Genomic DNA, 18,825 nt, shown 5'->3' on the forward strand with positions numbered 1-18,825 from the left:
AAGGCCGAACTGAGAGGATTGTCTCTGCAGTTCGGCCTTTGTCTTGAGCTCGCGGCGAAATCTTATGCGGGGAAGTGCATCGGTGCACCTGGTCCCAGCGGGAGACCGATGAGGTACCAGATGACAAAGAAGATGAACCAGCCCACCAGCATGCATAGCGAGTAAGGAAGGGCGAGCGACATCAAGGTACCCACACCCGCGTGCTTGTAGTAGCGCTGCAGGAAGGTCAACGCCAGCGCGAAGTAGGGCGACATTGGGGTGATGATATTCGTCGGTGAGTCACCGATACGGAAGAGCATCTGGGAGACCTCGGGTGAGACGCCAACATACATCATCATCGGTACGATGACCGGGGCCATAAGCGCCCATTGGGCAGAGCCGGAGGTAATGAATAGGTTGAGCAGTGCCACCATGGCGACCAGCGCGGCGAACATGAGCAACGGCGGCAGGGACCAGTGCTGGAGTAGCTCGGAGCCCTTAATAGCGGTCCATACGCCGAGGTTGGACCACTCGAACCAAGCGAGGAACTGGGCGACGGCGAAAAAGAGGACCAGCATGGGAACGAGAGTCTCGATGCCCTTGGCCATAAACGTCGGCACATCAGCAAAGGACTTCACGGTGCCAGCCGCCAAGCCATAGGCAATGCCGCATACCAAGAAGGCCAAGGCAATGGGCACCGCGATGGCGCTGATGAGCGGCGACTCCATAAAGCTGTCTTCTTGGCTCGCCAGCGGGGAACCAGGGATAAACAGCAGGGCGAAGAAGGCGGCGAGGAAGATCGCCAGGGTGACGCCGGACGCTATCAAACCACGCTGTTCATTGGGTTTGATGCGCATGGCCTCTTCATCATCCGTGAAGTCGTATTCTTCCTTTTCCCCTTCCGCGTTGGAAGGGCCGCCAGCGGCTTTGGAAAAGGAGACTTCTTCGTAATTGATGTGGTCATGGTCTACCAATTCGCGGGCCTTTTTCACCATGAGGAATTCCGTGACCGCGGTAATGATGAGCGAAAGCACCACGGCGGAAGGGATGACGAAGAAGATATTCGCCAGCGGGCTGACCTCATACTCGGCATCGACGAACTGCGCGGCTGGAGTAGAAATACCAGCCAGCAGGAGGTCGGTGATATTGAGAATCAGCGAGGCATTAAATCCGGCTGACGAGGCGGCAAAGGCCACCATTGCACCCACGATGGGGGAGCGGCCCACCGCGTGGAAGGCCATGGCTCCCAGCGGAATGAGGATGACGTAGATGGCATCGGAGGCCACAGAGCCGGTCACACCGGCCAACGCCACGACGAAGGTAAGCATCTTGGCACTGACCTTGGTGACCATGCCGCGCACCAAAGCGGAAAGCAGACCAGACTGCTCGGCCACGGCCACGCCGAGCATCACGGCAAGGATGACGCCGAGCGGTGGGAAACTGGTGAAGTTTTCCACCGCGTCCGTAACCATTCGCGAGATATTCTCGGTGGTCAGTAGCGATTGCACCTCAATGGTCTCGCCTGTCTTAGGATCCTCGGCGCTCATACCGATGAGGTGTCCCAGCCAGGAGGTCACAGCAACGATTGCCGCGAGGATGACGAAGAGCCAGAACGGATCCGGCAGCTTATTGCCAATCTTTTCTACAGTGCCCAGGAAGCCGCTTGCAGAACGTGGTTTTTCTTTAGTTTCGGTTTCGGCCATAGTATCGGCACTTTCTGTCGATTGGGTCGGAACAAATTAGTGTCTTAGACCACATTACTTAAATATAGTTCACAGCGCGGTGTCAACTTTGGTTGCTACAGTGATTCACGTGATTAGATTCGACAACGTGACTAAGGCCTACTCCGCCGAGTCCCGCCCAGCGCTCGATGGGGTGTCTTTCGAGATTGCGGATGGTGAATTCGCTTTCCTGATCGGTCCATCCGGCTCCGGTAAGTCCACCTTCTTGGAGCTTATGGTGTGCTACAGCAACGTAACTGAAGGCGATATTTACTTTGATGATTTCCACGTCAATGAGCTTTCCGGCAAGCAGATCAACGCATTGCGTCAGTCCATCGGCTACGTCTTCCAGGATTTCCGCCTGCTGCCCAAGCTGACGGTGTATCAAAACGTGGCCTTTGCACTGGAGGTCATTGGCAAGAGTAAGTACCGCATTTCCACTGCGGTCCCGCAGGTATTGGAGCTGGTGGGACTCCACGATCGCCACAACGCCTATCCGCATGAGCTCTCCGGTGGTGAGCAGCAGCGTGTGGCCATCGCCCGCGCGGTGGTTAATCGGCCGAAGCTTCTGCTTGCCGACGAACCCACGGGCAACCTCGATCCCGCCACCGCTGACGAGATCATGGACTTACTGCTGGGCATCAACCGCCGCGGCACCACCGTGGTCATGTCCACCCATAACGCCCGCGCCGTCAATAAGGCGCGCAAGCGCGTGCTGGAGCTGCGCAATGGAGTACTCGTGCGCGATGAGCACGAGGCAACCTATGAGGGGGAAGCATGAAGCTAGGATTTATTTTCCGCGAAGCCACCAAGGGGCTTGGCCGCAACCTGACTATGACCATTGCCATGATTATCACCACCGCGATTGCGGTCGGGCTCGTTGTCGCCGGCATTATGGTGACCAACCTGACCAAGGACACCAAGGATATCTACCTCGACCGCGTCGAGGTCATGGTTCAGCTCAATGAGGATATTTCTGCCGGGGATCCAGACTGCACGAGTCCGGCCTGTGCGGATATCAAGGAACAGTTGGAGGCGGATGATTCCGTCGAGTCCGTGGAATACCGCAACCGCGCAGATTCTTATGAGCGGTTCAAAGAACTTTTCCAAGACACCGACCCTGTGATGGTGGAGCAAACTTCCCCTGATGCGCTGCCGGCTGCATTCCACGTGCGGCTTGTAGACCCAGAAGACGCCTCCGCAATCGATGCGATTCGGGATAACCCAGCGGTAGAGGACGTCGTCGACCAGCAGCAAGAGGTGCGCAATGCCGCCAGCAACCTCGACTCCATCCGCAATGCCACCTTCATCCTGGCCATCGTGATGTCTGTGGCGGCCATCTTCTTGGTGGCTAATATGGTGCAAATTGCTGCGTTCCACCGCACTCGCGAAACAGAGATCATGCGCATGGTGGGCGCAAGCCGGTGGATGACGCAGGCGCCATTCGTCATGGAAGCAGTCTTGGCTTCCCTCATCGGTGTACTCCTCGGCGGGGCCGGCATCTTCTTGGGCAAGTCCCAAGTGGTAGACCCGTCCCTGCAGGGACTTTATGAATCCCAGCTGCTGGCTCCTATGAAATCCGGCGACCTCTGGATTGCCCTCCCGCTCGTCGGCCTGCTAGCGCTGGTGGTTACCGCCGTCACGGCCCATATCACCCTGCGGTCATATGTACGCAAATAGTCTGTTTGCCGGGCCAGTCAAAAGGGCACTACACTGGCATAACTATGGCTAAGAAGGGCAAGAAAAACAAGAAGGCGGCATCCGGCGAGGCTACGCTTGCGACCAACCGCCGGGCCCGGCACGACTACAAGATCCTCGAGGAATACGAGTGTGGCATCGTCCTGCTCGGCACCGAGATTAAATCACTGCGCGAGGGAAAAATCTCGCTCAACGATGCCTTCGCCACCATTGACGATGGCGAAGTGTACTTGCGGAACCTCCACATTCCGGAGTACTCCATGGGCTCGTGGACGAACCACAGCCCGAGGCGCACCCGCAAGCTTTTATTGCACCGCCGCGAGATCGACAAACTTTATGGCCAGGTGCGCAATGGCAATAAGACCCTGGTTCCGCTCAAGGTTTATCTCAAAAATGGTTACGCCAAGCTTTCGCTTGCGCTGGCCCAAGGCAAGCAGGACTATGACAAGCGAGAGGATATTAAGCGCCGCGACCAGGATCGCGAAATCTCCCGCGAGCTCGGTCGCCGCGTGAAGGGCATCAATGTTTAAGACAGCGAAAGTCCACGACGTCATCAAGGGTGAGGACACCATCGAAGGCGTCGGGGTGCTGGTGGATCGGATGTGGCCCCGGGGCGTCGCCAAGAGCGATGTGGACTACGAGAAATGGTTCAAGGAAGTCGCGCCGAGTCCGGAGCTGCGCAAATGGTGGAACCACGACGAGGATCGTTTCGACGAGTTTGCCCGCCGCTACAAGGCTGAGCTGGATGACAATGACTCCGAAGAGCTCACCCAGCTGCTTGCGCTTGCCGACGCCACCCTTCTCTTTGCCGCCGCCAACCGCAAGGTCAACCACGCAGTGGTCCTCAAAGAGTGGCTGAAGGAGCACTTGAGGAAATAAAAGTGGGTGGGGTAGTGTTATACGAACCGTAGGGAAGATGCACTATCCCGTCCCTACCGCATGGGGTTGATTTGGTTTCGACTTCGTGCACTGAGCCAGGGGAAGCGTGCCGGTGCAGGCTAACGACCACCGTATAAGCGTCGTAGCAACCAATAAACGCAGAGAAGAACTCTCAGCGTGACTACGCCCTCGCTGCCTAATTACAGCGACGCGTGTCTGTCAGCCTAGGTTTCGTTCCTGACCTAGAACCTGGCATCGACTAAGGAACTAGCCGACTGGCCGGGTCATCAGGACCAGTCGGGACTCTTACTGGTGACTGGGCCCATCATCCGGACGTGTTCGCCCGATCCGGAGGGCCGAGGAGAGATCCTGTGCGAACTGCGCACGGAGAAGCCCTGGCAAGGTGACGAAGGACCCGGGTTCAATTCCCGGCAGCTCCACCGATAGGCCCCCGAGAAATCGGGGGCCTTTTTCCATCCAAGGAGCCCGGTGGTCATCTTGCTGTTAATTGTCCGCCCTCCCCAATCCATTTTTGGGATCGCCCACCTAAAGGGGAGCGGTCCACCAGAGAGGCCTTTCAAATATGGGAGAAAGCATCTCGATTGCAGGCTTCCTTGAGGCATTAGTAGCTATGGGGCCACTTAGCCAGGTAAGACTCTGTCATAGTGCCCGTTATGCTGGGGATTTGTGTTGTTTGGTTGTGGTGGGCTAGATTAATCCAAGTCGCCGAGAGGTAGCCGGGAGGTTACTTGATGGTGACATTTTGTACGGACTTGGTTCGATGATTTGACTTTGTTCTTTGAGTTGAGTAAGTTTGTACGGGCTGCCGATGAGAGGTTAACGGGAAGTTAATTTTTTGTTGGTTGGTGGTGATGTTTGAGAACTCAATAGTGTGCCAATGTACTTTTTATTTTTTGTGTGCATGGTTGTGTGTTGATTGGTTTGTCTGCCAGCAGGCTTAGTGGTTTGTTGGTTGGTGTGTGCCGGTTGGGTATGTGGAACACGTACCTTTTTGAATGCTGTTTGGTGTTTCGGCTGCATTGAGATGGATTGGTTGGCATGTGATTGTGTTTACCTTTTTTGGTTTCCTCTTTTTGACCCCGTCGGGTTGAGGGGACTGTTTATTTTTTCTTTGTAGTAATTTTTTGGACGCCAGCATGAGCTGCATTTTGTGTGGTTTGTGGTGGTTTGTTCTTTTGTTGGGTTTCGGGCTTTTCACGGCCTGTTTCGGATTTGTTCTGAAATTTTTTGTGGAGAGTTTGATCCTGGCTCAGGACGAACGCTGGCGGCGTGCTTAACACATGCAAGTCGAACGGAAAGGCCCTGCTTGCAGGGTACTCGAGTGGCGAACGGGTGAGTAACACGTGGGTGATCTGCCCTGCACTTCGGGATAAGCCTGGGAAACTGGGTCTAATACCGGATAGGAGCCATTTTTAGTGTGATGGTTGGAAAGTTTTTTCGGTGTAGGATGAGCTCGCGGCCTATCAGCTTGTTGGTGGGGTAATGGCCTACCAAGGCGGCGACGGGTAGCCGGCCTGAGAGGGTGGACGGCCACATTGGGACTGAGATACGGCCCAGACTCCTACGGGAGGCAGCAGTGGGGAATATTGCACAATGGGCGCAAGCCTGATGCAGCGACGCCGCGTGGGGGATGACGGCCTTCGGGTTGTAAACTCCTTTCGCTAGGGACGAAGCTTTTTGTGACGGTACCTAGATAAGAAGCACCGGCTAACTACGTGCCAGCAGCCGCGGTAATACGTAGGGTGCGAGCGTTGTCCGGAATTACTGGGCGTAAAGGGCTCGTAGGTGGTTTGTCGCGTCGTCTGTGAAATTCCGGGGCTTAACTCCGGGCGTGCAGGCGATACGGGCATAACTTGAGTACTGTAGGGGTAACTGGAATTCCTGGTGTAGCGGTGAAATGCGCAGATATCAGGAGGAACACCGATGGCGAAGGCAGGTTACTGGGCAGTTACTGACGCTGAGGAGCGAAAGCATGGGTAGCGAACAGGATTAGATACCCTGGTAGTCCATGCCGTAAACGGTGGGCGCTAGGTGTGAGGGTCTTTTCACGACTTTCGTGCCGTAGCTAACGCATTAAGCGCCCCGCCTGGGGAGTACGGCCGCAAGGCTAAAACTCAAAGGAATTGACGGGGGCCCGCACAAGCGGCGGAGCATGTGGATTAATTCGATGCAACGCGAAGAACCTTACCTGGGCTTGACATACACCGGATCGGGCTAGAGATAGTCTTTCCCTTTGTGGCTGGTGTACAGGTGGTGCATGGTTGTCGTCAGCTCGTGTCGTGAGATGTTGGGTTAAGTCCCGCAACGAGCGCAACCCTTGTCTTATGTTGCCAGCATTTGGTTGGGGACTCATGAGAGACTGCCGGGGTCAACTCGGAGGAAGGTGGGGATGACGTCAAATCATCATGCCCCTTATGTCCAGGGCTTCACACATGCTACAATGGTCGGTACAACGCGCAGCGACACTGTGAGGTGGAGCGAATCGCTGAAAGCCGGCCTTAGTTCGGATTGGGGTCTGCAACTCGACCCCATGAAGTCGGAGTCGCTAGTAATCGCAGATCAGCAACGCTGCGGTGAATACGTTCCCGGGCCTTGTACACACCGCCCGTCACGTCATGAAAGTTGGTAACACCCGAAGCCGGTGGCCCAAACTTGTTAGGGAGCCGTCGAAGGTGGGATCGGCGATTGGGACGAAGTCGTAACAAGGTACCCGTACCGGAAGGTGCGGGTGGATCACCTCCTTTCTAAGGAGCTTTATTATTTGGGCACAGTTGTGCCTTGTCCTGCCACTTTGTGGTGGGTGTTGGTTGAGTGTGCGAGTGTCATGCTGCCAACGTTGTTTGTTTGAAAATTTCCGGGTGGAAGATACACCTTTAAGACAAAGACCGAGTGTTTGAATGGCGCTTTGTGACACACAGTGTCGTGCACAGTTTGAAAAAAGTATTTGTTTGTATGTTGGTGCATTGTTGGGTGTCTGGGGCATTATCCCCTTTTTGTGGTGCCTGACCATATGACTGGTGGACACAGTGTGTGTGCTGGTTTGTGGTTGGGGTGTTGTGTGAGAACTGTATAGTGGACGCGAGCATTAAACACGTATGGCAGGCTGCGCTTTTGTGTGGTGTGTTGTGTGTGTTTGTGTGATTTCTTTTTTGTGTTTATTTTGTCAAGTTCACTTGTGTGGCCGCCCGCGCTTTTTGTGTGTGGTGGTTTGTGTGTTCGTTATTAAGGGCGCATGGTGGATGCCTTGGCATGCTGAGCCGATGAAGGACGTGAAAGGCTGCGTTAAGCCTCGGGGAGTTGTCAATTAAGCGTTGATCCGAGGATGTCCGAATGGGGAAACCTGGCCCTGGTTATGTGGGGTTACCCTTCAGTGAATTCATAGCTGTTGTGGGGGTTTACGCGGGGAAGTGAAACATCTCAGTACCCGTAGGAGAAGAAAATAATAATGATTCTGCTAGTAGTGGCGAACGAACGTGGATGAGGCTAAACCGTGTGCATGTGATACCTGGTAGGGGTTGTGTGTGCGGTGTTGTGGGCCCTGATGTGCGGTGACTACCATTGCCGCGCCCTCGCATTGTTGTTAGGTGAAGTGGTTTGGAATGGCCTGCCGGAGTAGGTGAGAGTCCTGTAGCTGAAGATGATGATGTGTGGGTTGTTGGGTTGCCCGAGTAGCAGCGGGCTCGTGGAATCTGCTGTGAATCTGCCGGGACCACCCGGTAAGCCTAAATACTCAGTGTGACCGATAGTGTATGAGTACCGTGAGGGAATGGTGAAAAGTACCCCGGGAGGGGAGTGAAATAGTTCCTGAAACCATGTGCTTACAATCCGTCAGAGCACCGTGTGTGTGTGATGGCGTGCCTTTTGAAGAATGAGCCTGCGAGTCAGCGGCATGTCGCGAGGTTAACCCGTGTGGGGTAGCCGTAGGGAAACCGAATCCTAATGGGGTGTCAAGTGGCATGTCCTGGACCCGAAGCGGGGTGATCTACCCATGGCCAGTGTGAAGCAGCTGTAAGAGGTTGTGGAGGCGCGAACCCACGTAGGTTGAAAACTGCGGGGATGAGCTGTGGGTAGGGGTGAAAGGCCAATCAAACTCCGTGATAGCTGGTTCTCCCCGAAATGCATTTAGGTGCAGCGTCGTATTATAGCTTGGTGGAGGTAGAGCGACTGGTTGGTTGAGCGGGACTACAATCTTAGCAATGTCAGCCAAACTCCGAATGCCACTAATTGTGTTGTACGGCAGTGAGACTGTGGGGGATAAGCTTCATAGTCGAGAGGGAAACAGCCCAGATCGCCGGTTAAGGCCCCTAAGGGTGTACTAAGTGGAAAAGGATGTGGGATCGCGAAGACAGCCAGGAGGTTGGCTTAGAAGCAGCCATCCTTGAAAGAGTGCGTAATAGCTCACTGGTCGAGTGGTTCTGCGCCGACAATGTAGTGGGGCTCAAGTACACCGCCGAAGCCGCGGCAACAATTTTTTGTTGGGTAGGGGAGCGTCGTGCATGGGTTGAAGCGTTACCGTAAGGAGGCGTGGACTGTGTGCGAGTGAGAATGCAGGCATGAGTAACGAATTGATAGGTGAGAATCCTATCCGCCGGATGACTAAGGGTTCCTGGGTCAAGTTCGTCTTCCCAGGGTGAGTCGGGACCTAAGGCGAGGCCGACAGGCGTAGTCGATGGATAACCAGTTGATATTCTGGTACCCGTACATGCGCGCCCATGATAAAGCACTGATACTAACCACCGCGGATGCATTGCTGGTCTTCTTTGAAGTCTGGTGGTGTTGATGTCGTGGGGCCTGATGTGTGGTTCAAGTGATGGGGTGACGCAGTGAGGTAGCCACGCCACTTATTGGATTGGTGGTGTAAGCGTGCAGACCGTGTGGTAGGTAAATCCGCCGCACATTTTGGTTGAGGCGTGATGCGTAGACCCATTGGGGTTGATGGTGGTGATCCTGTACTGTCGAGAAAAGCCTCTAGCGATGTGTGTGTATGGCCCGTACCCTAAACCGACACAGGTGGTCAGGTTGAAAATACTAAGGCGTTCGGGTGAACTGTGGTTAAGGAATTCGGCAAAATGCCCCCGTAACTTCGGGAGAAGGGGGGCCCTACGATGTGAGCATCCTTGCGGTGTTAAGCGTTGTGGGGTCGCAGAGAATAGAGGGAAGCGACTGTTTATCAAAAACACAGGTCCATGCGAAGACGTTAAGTTGATGTATATGGACTGACGCCTGCCCGGTGCTGGAAGGTTAAGAGGACCGGTTAGTCAACGTTGTTGGCGAAGCTGAGAATTTAAGCCCCAGTAAACGGCGGTGGTAACTATAACCATCCTAAGGTAGCGAAATTCCTTGTCGGGTAAGTTCCGACCTGCACGAATGGCGTAACGACTTCTCTGCTGTCTCAACCACAGGCCCGGTGAAATTGCACTACGAGTAAAGATGCTCGTTACGCGCGGCAGGACGAAAAGACCCCGGGACCTTCACTATAGCTTGGTATTGGTGTTTGGTTCGGTTTGTGTAGGATAGGTGGGAGACTTGGAAGCTATCACGCTAGTGGTGGTGGAGTCGTTGTTGAAATACCACTCTGATCGGATTGAGCATCTAACCTTGGCCCATGATCTGGGTTGGGGACAGTGCCTGGTGGGTAGTTTAACTGGGGCGGTTGCCTCCCAAAATGTAACGGAGGCGCCCAAAGGTTCCCTCAGCCTGGTTGGCAATCAGGTGGTGAGTGTAAGTGCACAAGGGAGCTTGACTGTGAGACAGACATGTCGAGCAGGGACGAAAGTCGGGACTAGTGATCCGGCACCTACTTGTGGATGTGGTGTCGCTCAACGGATAAAAGGTACCCCGGGGATAACAGGCTGATCTTCCCCAAGAGTCCATATCGACGGGATGGTTTGGCACCTCGATGTCGGCTCGTCGCATCCTGGGGCTGGAGTAGGTCCCAAGGGTTGGGCTGTTCGCCCATTAAAGCGGCACGCGAGCTGGGTTCAGAACGTCGTGAGACAGTTCGGTCTCTATCCGCCGCGCGCGTTGAAACTTGAAGAAAGCTGTCCCTAGTACGAGAGGACCGGGACGGACGTACCTCTAGTGTGCCAGTTATCCCGCCAGGGGTATCGCTGGTTGGCTACGTACGGAAGGGATAACCGCTGAAAGCATCTAAGCGGGAAGCCTGTTTTAAGATGAGGTTTCGTTAAGGTCCCCTAAAGACGATAGGGTAGATAGGCCAGACCTGGACGCACTGTAAGGTGTGAAGGCTACTGGTACTAATTGACCACAACAAACACCAACACACACTATGTGTGCTGGCAAAAAACAACAAAAACAAGAAACAGTCACTGTCGTGACCGCGTCCACTATGCAGTATCTGACACAACACCCAGACACCTATTAAAGAGAGGGTATTGTTCTGAAGGTTTGTCGGTGGTCAATAGCTGCAGGGAAACGCCCGGTCCCATTCCGAACCCGGAAGCTAAGCCTGCACACGCTGATGGTACTGCAACCGGGAGGTTGTGGGAGAGTAAGTCACCGCCGACACCAAACAACAAAAACACAACAAAATACAACAAAGAAGAGGACGGTATACCACCGCCCTCTTCTTTCGTCGTTTTGCTAGTCTCAAACGCATGGACCAAAGGCAGATTTCTACTGTGGTGGAACAAGTAGAGCAAGGAATTCAAGGCTTGCAAGACATCGATAAGCTTCTGGCCTATTTAGACAGCTTGCATCCGGATGATCTGGGCGGTGTAGAGTTCCTCGTTGATCGCATGTTTGAAGACGAGCGTAACCAAATATGGGATCTGACGGAATCTCTCAAGGAATTCCTCGCGGATTTAAAGGAATGCCAGAAGTAAGGCAGACGCTTGCCGAAGCAACCATTAACTTTGTAAAGCCCACCGGACTAAACTTGGCTGACCCCGACGATTCTAGCCAGTACGCCGACCAGGTGTGGAAGGTCGGCGAGCTGCTCCAGACCGCCATGTTTGAACCTCATCTTCTAGCCGGCTATGGAATTGAGCCAATAGAGGTTCACGATATCTTCCTAGTGGCACAACGCGCAGTTGACGAAGTTCTGCAACTGTTGCCGCATATTGAGGATTTCAACGACGCCGTGCGTTGGAGTGCCGAGCGTTTGGCAGAGGAACTACCTCATGCAGCTCATCTATCAAAGATTGACGCGCTGTACTTGGCCCAGTGGCTCTTGGGCATTCTTGAGTCGCCGTATGCGGAACTAATAGATATTGACCCGTTGCAGTACGAGGAATCTTTAGGCGTAGAGGGCGTGAAGGAACTTCGCGAGCGGGTGCATGGCGCGTATGCGAGGCGTCGGCTCGCGGTGCTTTCTGGCTCTGTCGAGGACGTATATCGTACTCATACGGACGGATACGAGCAGCTGATTCGCGGCCTTTCGGAGATAGGTCAGTTTGACCTCGCCTATAGGTACTCAGAGAAGGCCATGCTGGCGTTGCCCACGGAGGATACTTTCCATATCGTTACTTTTTGGGCCGCGCTTTGCGACGCCCACTTTCCCCACCGCAGCCCCGCCGTGCACCGGATAGCCTTCGATAGTTTTCCAATGCTATCGACTGCGCGTGGGCTTTTTGCGGCCGTAGGGGACACCGCGTCAGTACTCATCCAGACTCGCCTGCGGGATAAACCATGGGACCTAGCGATGTTCCAGTACGTGTGCCTAAATGATCCGGAGCGTGCTTGGGCAACAGCCTCGGACGCCGCAATTGAATGGAGCTTGGCAGAGCAGCTTCTTCCGGACTTGCCGGACGAGACCATTCCCATTCTGATGCGAAAAGTCGAGGAGCAGTTGGAAAACAAGTACGGTTGCGACCAAGCGTATGAGTTGCTCGGGAAAATCCAAAAGGTTGCGGAACCAACTTCCTTTGAAGAATTCTTGGGTCGGCTAAAGCGGAAGTTTGCTAACTGCCCCGAAATTCGCTCCCTGCTTGCCGGCGTCGACGAACTCTAAACCTTTCCTTTTACCCCCGTTGCCCATTGGCGCTCGACTCTGGGGATCCCTGCGGGTTTAGGTCACCCTATTCGAACAAAAACACCCCCATCGCGCGCATATGTCCGGAAGCCGGGATACTATAAGACCACTGGTTAGAAACCACGTACGAACCACTGCTTCCTGTTGGAGTACACCCCGTGACTGCCACACTATCCCCACCCGAACCTGATACTGCCCTCGACTATCCCGACACCCTCCTCATTTCCAGCCACCCCGATACTGATCTTCTAGGCGAAGATGATGTACCGGAAGCGTTCTACACCACCAACGCACCCGGAAACCACATCGGTAAAGCCGGTACCTATACGCGTAAAACCTCCTGGTTCCTCTACCGCGCAATCCTGCCCCAACTAGACGACGACGTCGACTTAAGCCTCACCAGCCTGGCTAAAGACCTCGGCATCTCTTATAGCAAACTCCTCGGGTATATCCGTGCCCACTATCGCATGCGACAACTACCTCTAGTCACCGAAATACAAGGCCAGCACTGGATACTCGATCTGACCAAATTGCGCATCATCGACCGTGAACTACACCGCCTAGATAGCAACCCCGACCATCTCGAAGCTATCGACGCAGCACTCGCAGACTTCCTCACCCCCACCGCACCGAATCAAACAGTCCCCACTGATGCTGAACTACGCCGCTTCATCCGCGGCTTCATCGACACCCACTTGCGCCCCGGAGACAAAGAAGAAAAGCCGCAACCCACACTCCGCATAAACTACAACCCCGATAACACCACTACACTATCTTTGACCTGCGATAGTGCTACCGCCACAATCATCGCCCGCCATATCGATGTGTACACCAACAAGGCACACACCACCGCAGCGCAGGGCCTTATCGATCTCATCCTCGAAGACACCCACACCAGCGTGGCTATCAACACCTTTACCACCAACCCAGAAACAAACAGCGTCTATGTTCCTGGTGCCGGATGGATAAACATCAACCATGCCCCCACAGACAACACCTTCATCCGCCGGCTTAACGCCGACGAAGTAGACTCCTACATCCCTAACGCCGACATCCGCGCCTACACCCAAGGCAGAGACGCCACCTGCCGCTGGCCCGGCTGCACCATCCCCGCCACACAGTGCCAACTAGACCACCGCATTGAATACCACCAAGGCGGACCGACCAGTCCAGACAATCTAGTAAACCTGTGCCAGCATCACCACAACATCAAAACTGACCGCCGCGTCCACTACATCCTCGACCACATCACCGGCACCATCGCCTGGCTCCACCGAGACGGCACCTACCAACTAGACCACGCCACCGGGCCCCTAGCCACACACCAAACACACTGGAACCACACCTGGGCACAATACCTCGCACTACAACACCAAAGAACAAAAAGAAGAGTGCTGGAGGGCAGAGAGTCTCGTTAAAGTGGACTAATAGCGTAGCGAGGAGGCTGCACACATGAGCTCATTGGCTGATATCGTCTTGCCATCTTTTCGGAGTCGGACCCGATCCTTTCTCGATGAGGATCGGGCAGCTAGGCGCGCGCTGAAGATGCAAGATGGAATTTGCGTGCTCGATTTTGCCGTAGAGGACTCATCGGAGGACTCAGCCGAAGTATTCTCGATTGTGCAAGAGGCGCTGGAGATTGCCGTCGGTGTGATCGCTAACGCGGATGACTCACTTGGCATGCTGAGTGAGGTGGTTGAAGAGCTCATTGAGCTGCACGCTAAGAGCGCACAGCGAGCGAAGCCTGATCCGCTCGTGCTGGCGGAATGGTTTATCGCTTTCCATGAGACCACTGAGGTTGATTATTTCGAGCTCGACCCCGTTGCTTATTCAAAGGTCCTCGGAGAAGATGGACTGGCTCGGGTGCGAGCTTGGGTGGAAAGCGCAGATGCTTTCCGACGCAAGTATATGGAGAAGCGTTTTGCGGTTTTAGATCAGAACGTCGAAGCAATCGTCCGTACACACTTGGCTGAGGACGGCTACGTGGTCTTTTTCGAAGAGTTAGCTAGAGCCTTGGAAGAAATCGGTGAGTATGATGCCGCGTGGGAGTACGCGAAGCGTGGAACCGAATCTGGTTCAGACTGGCAAGCGCGGTCCTGCGGACAATACTGGGTGGATTTAGCGAGGAAATGGTATCCCGAGCGTGAGGAGGACGTCGCAAAGCAGGTGCTTAGTACGTGGCCATTCCTTGAAGCAGTGCTGTATCCAGAAAGGTTTTTGGAGCTCTAGAGAACCAGCAGGTCGAACTTAGTAGCCTTGACGTCGGAAAGGCGCTTGCGGGCGCGCTCGAGGCGCTGCCACTGGTCTTGGGGGATGGATTTGCGAGCGATGGTGACGGTCTCGGCGTCGGGGGTGCCCCAAGCGATGGGCATCGGGGTGATTTGCTGCCAGTGGTTATTGTCTGCGCGGCCGGAAACAGCCGCAACGGGAACCTTGGTGCCTACGGTCCGTTGGGTGCCGGGGATGGCGGTCACGGTGCGCAGACATGCAGCCCAGCGGGGAGGAAGGGAAGGATCCACATTGGTATTCACCAATGCGAGCAAGACCATATCGCGTTCATTTACTTCAGCGATGACGGCCGGCGCAAGGGGATAGGAATCATAGAGTTGCTGGGCGGTGCCAACTTTACGAGCGGCGGCAAAGCCGACGATGGCCACCATGATTCCGAATAGAATCATGCCCAGGCCGATAGTGATGCCCCAGGAAAATCCCCACCAGATGGCCGCGCCGCCGATGATGAGCAGGATGCCCAGTACGAGGCCGGAAAGGCGAAGGCGGTTGGAATCGCGCAAGAGCTCGTTATTGGCCTTGGCAAAGGACTCGTCTACGTCGAACTTGAAGATTTTCATTGTTCTAAGTCTAGTGCGTCGATAAGCCGGTAGGCATATCCTTGTTCGGCGAGGAAACGCTGGCGGTGCACGGCGTAGTCAGCATCGAGGCTATCGCGGGTGACCAGCGAATAAAAGAGCGCCTCTTCTTCCTTGGGGCGGAGTAGCCGGCCAAGGCGCTGAGCCTCTTCCTGGCGGGAACCGAAGGTGCCGGAGACCTGGATGGCTAGGGCGGCCTCGGGGAGATCGATGGAGAAATTGGCGACCTTGGACACCACCAGAACGGGAAGGCTGCCATCCCGGAATTGCTGGAAGAGGCGTTCGCGCTTAGCAGTGGAGGTGGAGCCATCGATTACGGGGGCGTCGAGATGCGCGCCGAGTTCTTTGAGCTGGTCGACGTAGCCGCCGATGATAAGCGCCTGCTGCGGGTGGCGGGCCAAGATTTTGTCGACCGCGCGGAGCTTGGCGGCAGCCTGGGCAGCGATGCGGTAGCGGTCGCGAGGTTGGGCGGTGGCATAGAGCATGCGCTCCTCGGCGTCCATGTCTACGCGGACTTCGATGCACTCGGCGGTGGCGATATAGCCGGCCATCTCGAGCTCTTTCCACGGGGCGTCGTAGCGCTTGGGCCCGATGAGGGAAAAGACGTCGCCCTCGCGGCCGTCCTCGCGCACGAGGGTGGCGGTGAGCCCTAGCCGACGCCGCGACTGAAGATCCGAAGTCATACGGAATACCGGCGCGGGCAGGAGGTGGACCTCGTCGTAGATGATGAGGCCCCAATCGCGGGAATCGAAGAGCTCGAGGGCGCGGTATTCGCCTTTGGTTTTACGCGTGACCACCTGGTAGGTGGCAATGGTGATGGGCTTGATTTCCTTCTTCTCGCCGGAGTATTCGCCGATTTCATTTTCCGTCAGCGTGGTGCGGCGCAGGAGTTCGTCCCGCCATTGGCGGCCGGCGACGGTATTGGTGACCAAGATGAGCGTGGTGGATTCTGCTTTGGCCATGGCTGCCGCACCGACGATGGTTTTGCCAGCACCGCACGGCAGCACCACGACGCCAGAGCCGCCGGACCAAAAGGCCTCGGTGGCGTACTGCTGATAATCGCGCAGCTGCCATCCATCATGATTGAGGGCGATGGGGTGGGACTCGCCATCGACATAACCTGCGAGATCTTCTGCCGGCCAGCTCGCCTTGAGGAGGGCTTGCTTGAGGCGGCCGCGCTCGGAGGGCGGGACGGCGATGGAATGCTCGTCGATGCGAGCGCCAAGGAGCTTTCCGGTTGCGCCACGGGAGAGTTCTTCCAGGATAGGTGGCTCTTCGGACTCGAGAATGAGGCCGTGGGCTGGGTGGGCGTGCAGGCGGACGCGGCCGTAGCGGGACATGGTTTCGGCGACGTCGATAAGCAGGGCTTGGGGGACCGGAAAGCGCGAGTAGTTTTCGAGGACGTCGACGACCTGCTCGGCGTCGTGTCCGGCCGCGCGGGCATTCCACAGCGCGAGCGGAGTAATGCGGTAGGTGTGCACGTGCTCGGGAGCGCGCTCCAGCTCCGCAAAGGGAGCGAGCGCGGCGCGGGCCTCTGCGGCCTGGGCGTGATCCACCTCGAGCAAGACGGTCTTATCCGACTGCACAATTAATGGTCCATTCATGGCTCCAGCGTAACGGAGGTGATCCGGTGCAAGGGAAATCGGATAGTGGAGCCGTCGGAAGAGCGGGCGTCGATTTGCCCACCCGCGACCGTCAGCGGGGTAACGGTGCGGTGCTTTTCGTTGCCGTTCTTATCCGCATAGCCAATGGTGATCGGCCGGGCTGTGCGTGCGGCTGCGTGGACTATATCGAGGCTGGGAGTGGAAGGCGCGGAGTCATCGCGCAGATTGCGCATGGCCTTCGCAATGTCCGGGAAAGCGGTAGCCCGACGCGCGGTGGGGGTCGGTAGCGTTGCAGGTTCGGGTGCAACCGTGAGGCTCGCGCCGTTGTGGTCCTCGGCCGCGGGAGAAAGACCGTGATCGCGCAGCCGCTCCAGCAGGTCGTGTACCGGCAGTTGAGAAATAGCGACGGTGGGAGCAAGCAGACGCAAAGGCGCGGCCTTGAGCGCAATCTGGAGGAGGGCTGGGTCCTCGCTGCGCAGGTAGGACAGTGCCGGGCCGGAGCGCAGGGTGCCGTGGCGCTTGGCGACGTCCCCGATATGGAACTCCAGCGTCTGCGGCACCTCCCCGTGGGCTGCGAAAAAGGCGTGGATTTCCTCCCCAGTCATTCCGCGATCAAGGCCGCGGCGAAGGGAAGCGTCCGAGATGCGGTAGACACTGGCCAAGCCGGGGGATTCAAGGTCCGCGACGGATTCGAGCCGTTGGTGTGTTTCTGGATCGAGCGGTCCGGGAACCAATACGGTCATATCTGCCTGAATTAGAAAGTAGTCAACCGTATCTGGGGTCAGGCGGGCGGCGGCCTCGGGGCCCTCGATAAGCACGCTGGTGGGGCGCTCGAGGGCGATTGCGCCGATCCACTCGGCTTCCGCACGGAGCTCGGCGATAGTCTCGTCCGCGGTATGCGTGGCAAAGAGTGGGAAGTGGAAGCGGAGGGCTTCTTCGAAGGAGGGTTTCGCCCCACGCAGATAGACCTGCAGGACCTTATCCCTAAAGCTCGGCAGGCGGTCATTGGTGTGCGCTAGAGTACGGTCTTCGCTGGTCCACGTGGAGGTTGTCCATGATTCGAACAGGAGCTGCCACTTTTCGGCGAGGCTTGCATCGAGCCAGGTTTGGGCGAGCTCCGTTGGGGCGAGGAAATTGCCCTCCATGTTTTTCGGCTCGCCGCGGCTTAGTAGGCGGGCACTCATGCCGAGTTCGATGAGGCGGCGCAACTCCTCCTCGCCAATGTTAAGGGTCTTGCTTAATCCGGTGAGCTGGCGAACGCCGACGGTCTTGTCTTTGAGGAGTTCTATCGGCCGAGCGCCTAGGGAGTCAATGACACGCTGCATGCCGCGCACGACGGATAACCCGGCTGCAGTGCCAGCATCATCGGCCTTGGAATCGGGGGAGGGGGATTCAGTTATTCCCTCCACAGGGATAGGCGCGGTGGTTTTGCCGTTCAGCGCAAGGTGCACGGCGCGTGGCAGGCGGACGGTGGTTGAGTCAACGCGGTGGAGCAGCTGCTTGGCGATGAGCCGCGGGATTGGTCGGGCCGGATCCGCATCAACGGCTGCGTCCCGCGTGGTACCGAGGCCATTGGACCGGGACAGGGTCTCGAGGACCTTGCGCTCTTCAGCTGGCAGCTCGGCAATATCTTCTGGGCCGATTCGCAGCTGTTCGAGCAGAGACCAGCCCGTGGGCAAAGCAGGCATGACCTCAGGCGGAATAAGGACGTTGCCGTACGCTAGTCCGCGCTCCTTGAGCTGGCGGGTGGTCTCCGGATGCAGATCTTCTACCTCCTCGAGCTCTCCGCCACGGCGCGCGATGTCCTCGATTTCCGCGAGCAGCTCCGCGGAGCAGTCCATAAGGGCTCGTGCGATAGAGGTGCGCAGCAGGAGCCGAGTGGCGAGCGCGGCGATACTTGGGGGTAGTGGATTGAGCACATCTGGCCGGTTGCGGAGGACTGTTGCCAGCTCTTCTTCGTCAAGGGAGGCAAGCCACGTGCGGAAATGCGGAAGATGGGAAGACTGAGTCATGATGACTTCCCAGTTTAGCTATCGATTGAGTTACGTTTTTGCGCAAGGTTT

At 56.3% G+C, this 18,825-nt stretch carries 12 protein-coding genes, 3 rRNA genes and 1 other RNA gene; 12 read left to right on the forward strand and 4 right to left on the reverse strand.

The features are described from left to right. Nucleotides 1–62: 62 nt before the first annotated feature. Nucleotides 63–1,682 (reverse strand): AbgT family transporter, encoded by a 1,620-nt coding sequence (locus ACP8J1_RS03420; protein ID WP_023020829.1) that lies wholly within the window; start codon nucleotides 1,680–1,682, stop codon nucleotides 63–65. Nucleotides 1,683–1,791: 109 nt separating this feature from the next. Between ACP8J1_RS03420 and ftsE the strand changes: the two genes are divergently transcribed. From ftsE to ACP8J1_RS03480, 12 genes are all read left to right on the forward strand, one after another. After that, nucleotides 1,792–2,481: a cell division ATP-binding protein FtsE gene (gene ftsE / locus ACP8J1_RS03425; RefSeq protein WP_034656286.1), complete on the forward strand. Its 690-nt coding sequence runs from the start codon at nucleotides 1,792–1,794 to the stop codon at nucleotides 2,479–2,481. Beyond that, a complete protein-coding gene (gene ftsX, locus ACP8J1_RS03430; protein WP_023020831.1) occupies nucleotides 2,478–3,380 on the forward strand; it encodes a permease-like cell division protein FtsX in 903 nt (300 codons plus the stop codon). The genes ftsE and ftsX overlap by 4 nt, the downstream gene beginning before the upstream one ends. Nucleotides 3,381–3,424: 44 nt before the next feature. Further along, the gene (smpB, locus tag ACP8J1_RS03435; RefSeq protein WP_005322310.1) at nucleotides 3,425–3,928 is read left to right on the forward strand and encodes an SsrA-binding protein SmpB; all 504 of its coding nucleotides are present in this window, start codon (nucleotides 3,425–3,427) and stop codon (nucleotides 3,926–3,928) included. Next, complete coding sequence (locus ACP8J1_RS03440) at nucleotides 3,921–4,277, forward strand: DUF488 domain-containing protein (RefSeq protein ID WP_023020832.1); 357 nt, start codon at nucleotides 3,921–3,923, stop codon at nucleotides 4,275–4,277. Before smpB ends, ACP8J1_RS03440 begins: the two co-directional genes overlap by 8 nt. A gap of 62 nt (nucleotides 4,278–4,339) precedes the next feature. Then, nucleotides 4,340–4,720: a transfer-messenger RNA gene (gene ssrA / locus ACP8J1_RS03445) on the forward strand. Between the two features lie 804 nt (nucleotides 4,721–5,524). Then, nucleotides 5,525–7,042: ribosomal RNA gene (locus tag ACP8J1_RS03450) — 16S ribosomal RNA — on the forward strand. A 468-nt stretch (nucleotides 7,043–7,510) separates the two neighbouring features. Beyond that, a 23S ribosomal RNA gene (locus ACP8J1_RS03455) occupies nucleotides 7,511–10,578 on the forward strand. 130 nt (nucleotides 10,579–10,708) lie between these two features. Further along, nucleotides 10,709–10,826, forward strand: a 5S ribosomal RNA gene (rrf, locus tag ACP8J1_RS03460). Together the 16S, 23S and 5S rRNA genes form the textbook arrangement of a ribosomal RNA operon. An 89-nt stretch (nucleotides 10,827–10,915) precedes the next feature. Next, entirely contained in the window at nucleotides 10,916–11,143 is a 228-nt protein-coding gene (locus ACP8J1_RS03465; RefSeq protein WP_023022027.1) for a hypothetical protein, read from the forward strand. Then, nucleotides 11,131–12,270 (forward strand): hypothetical protein, encoded by a 1,140-nt coding sequence (locus tag ACP8J1_RS03470; protein WP_023022026.1) that lies wholly within the window; start codon nucleotides 11,131–11,133, stop codon nucleotides 12,268–12,270. The genes ACP8J1_RS03465 and ACP8J1_RS03470 overlap by 13 nt, the downstream gene beginning before the upstream one ends. A 179-nt stretch (nucleotides 12,271–12,449) precedes the next feature. Continuing rightward, complete coding sequence (locus ACP8J1_RS03475; RefSeq protein ID WP_023027826.1) at nucleotides 12,450–13,709, forward strand: HNH endonuclease signature motif containing protein; 1,260 nt, start codon at nucleotides 12,450–12,452, stop codon at nucleotides 13,707–13,709. Between the two features lie 127 nt (nucleotides 13,710–13,836). Continuing rightward, nucleotides 13,837–14,520, forward strand: coding sequence for a hypothetical protein (locus tag ACP8J1_RS03480; RefSeq protein WP_034656462.1), 684 nt, complete (start codon nucleotides 13,837–13,839; stop codon nucleotides 14,518–14,520). Here ACP8J1_RS03480 and ACP8J1_RS03485 read toward each other — a convergent pair. Genes ACP8J1_RS03485 through ACP8J1_RS03495 form a run of 3 tightly spaced genes read right to left on the reverse strand, consistent with a single transcriptional unit; the run spans nucleotide 14,517 to nucleotide 18,774 of the window. Beyond that, a complete protein-coding gene (locus ACP8J1_RS03485) occupies nucleotides 14,517–15,140 on the reverse strand; it encodes a DUF3239 domain-containing protein (RefSeq protein ID WP_023022023.1) in 624 nt (207 codons plus the stop codon). The genes ACP8J1_RS03480 and ACP8J1_RS03485 overlap by 4 nt on opposite strands. Beyond that, entirely contained in the window at nucleotides 15,137–16,762 is a 1,626-nt protein-coding gene (locus tag ACP8J1_RS03490; protein ID WP_023022022.1) for a DNA repair helicase XPB, read from the reverse strand. Before ACP8J1_RS03490 ends, ACP8J1_RS03485 begins: the two co-directional genes overlap by 4 nt. Continuing rightward, a complete protein-coding gene (locus tag ACP8J1_RS03495) occupies nucleotides 16,759–18,774 on the reverse strand; it encodes a helicase-associated domain-containing protein (RefSeq protein ID WP_302517549.1) in 2,016 nt (671 codons plus the stop codon). The genes ACP8J1_RS03490 and ACP8J1_RS03495 overlap by 4 nt, the downstream gene beginning before the upstream one ends. Nucleotides 18,775–18,825 lie beyond the last annotated feature (51 nt).

It is taken from the genome of Corynebacterium sp. LaCa_205, assembly GCF_057458085.1.

What these genes read in the sequence shown, in the direction of transcription:
- ACP8J1_RS03420 (WP_023020829.1), bottom strand. Translation starts at nt 1,682, where the DNA reads ATGGCCGAAACCGAAACTAAAGAAAAACCACGTTCTGCAAGCGGCTTC.
- ftsX (WP_023020831.1), top strand. Translation starts at nt 2,478, where the DNA reads ATGAAGCTAGGATTTATTTTCCGCGAAGCCACCAAGGGGCTTGGCCGC.
- smpB (WP_005322310.1), top strand. Translation starts at nt 3,425, where the DNA reads ATGGCTAAGAAGGGCAAGAAAAACAAGAAGGCGGCATCCGGCGAGGCT.
- ACP8J1_RS03440 (WP_023020832.1), top strand. Translation starts at nt 3,921, where the DNA reads ATGTTTAAGACAGCGAAAGTCCACGACGTCATCAAGGGTGAGGACACC.
- ACP8J1_RS03465 (WP_023022027.1), top strand. Translation starts at nt 10,916, where the DNA reads ATGGACCAAAGGCAGATTTCTACTGTGGTGGAACAAGTAGAGCAAGGA.
- ACP8J1_RS03470 (WP_023022026.1), top strand. Translation starts at nt 11,131, where the DNA reads ATGCCAGAAGTAAGGCAGACGCTTGCCGAAGCAACCATTAACTTTGTA.
- ACP8J1_RS03480 (WP_034656462.1), top strand. Translation starts at nt 13,837, where the DNA reads ATGCAAGATGGAATTTGCGTGCTCGATTTTGCCGTAGAGGACTCATCG.
- ACP8J1_RS03485 (WP_023022023.1), bottom strand. Translation starts at nt 15,140, where the DNA reads ATGAAAATCTTCAAGTTCGACGTAGACGAGTCCTTTGCCAAGGCCAAT.
- ACP8J1_RS03490 (WP_023022022.1), bottom strand. Translation starts at nt 16,762, where the DNA reads ATGAATGGACCATTAATTGTGCAGTCGGATAAGACCGTCTTGCTCGAG.
- ACP8J1_RS03495 (WP_302517549.1), bottom strand. Translation starts at nt 18,774, where the DNA reads ATGACTCAGTCTTCCCATCTTCCGCATTTCCGCACGTGGCTTGCCTCC.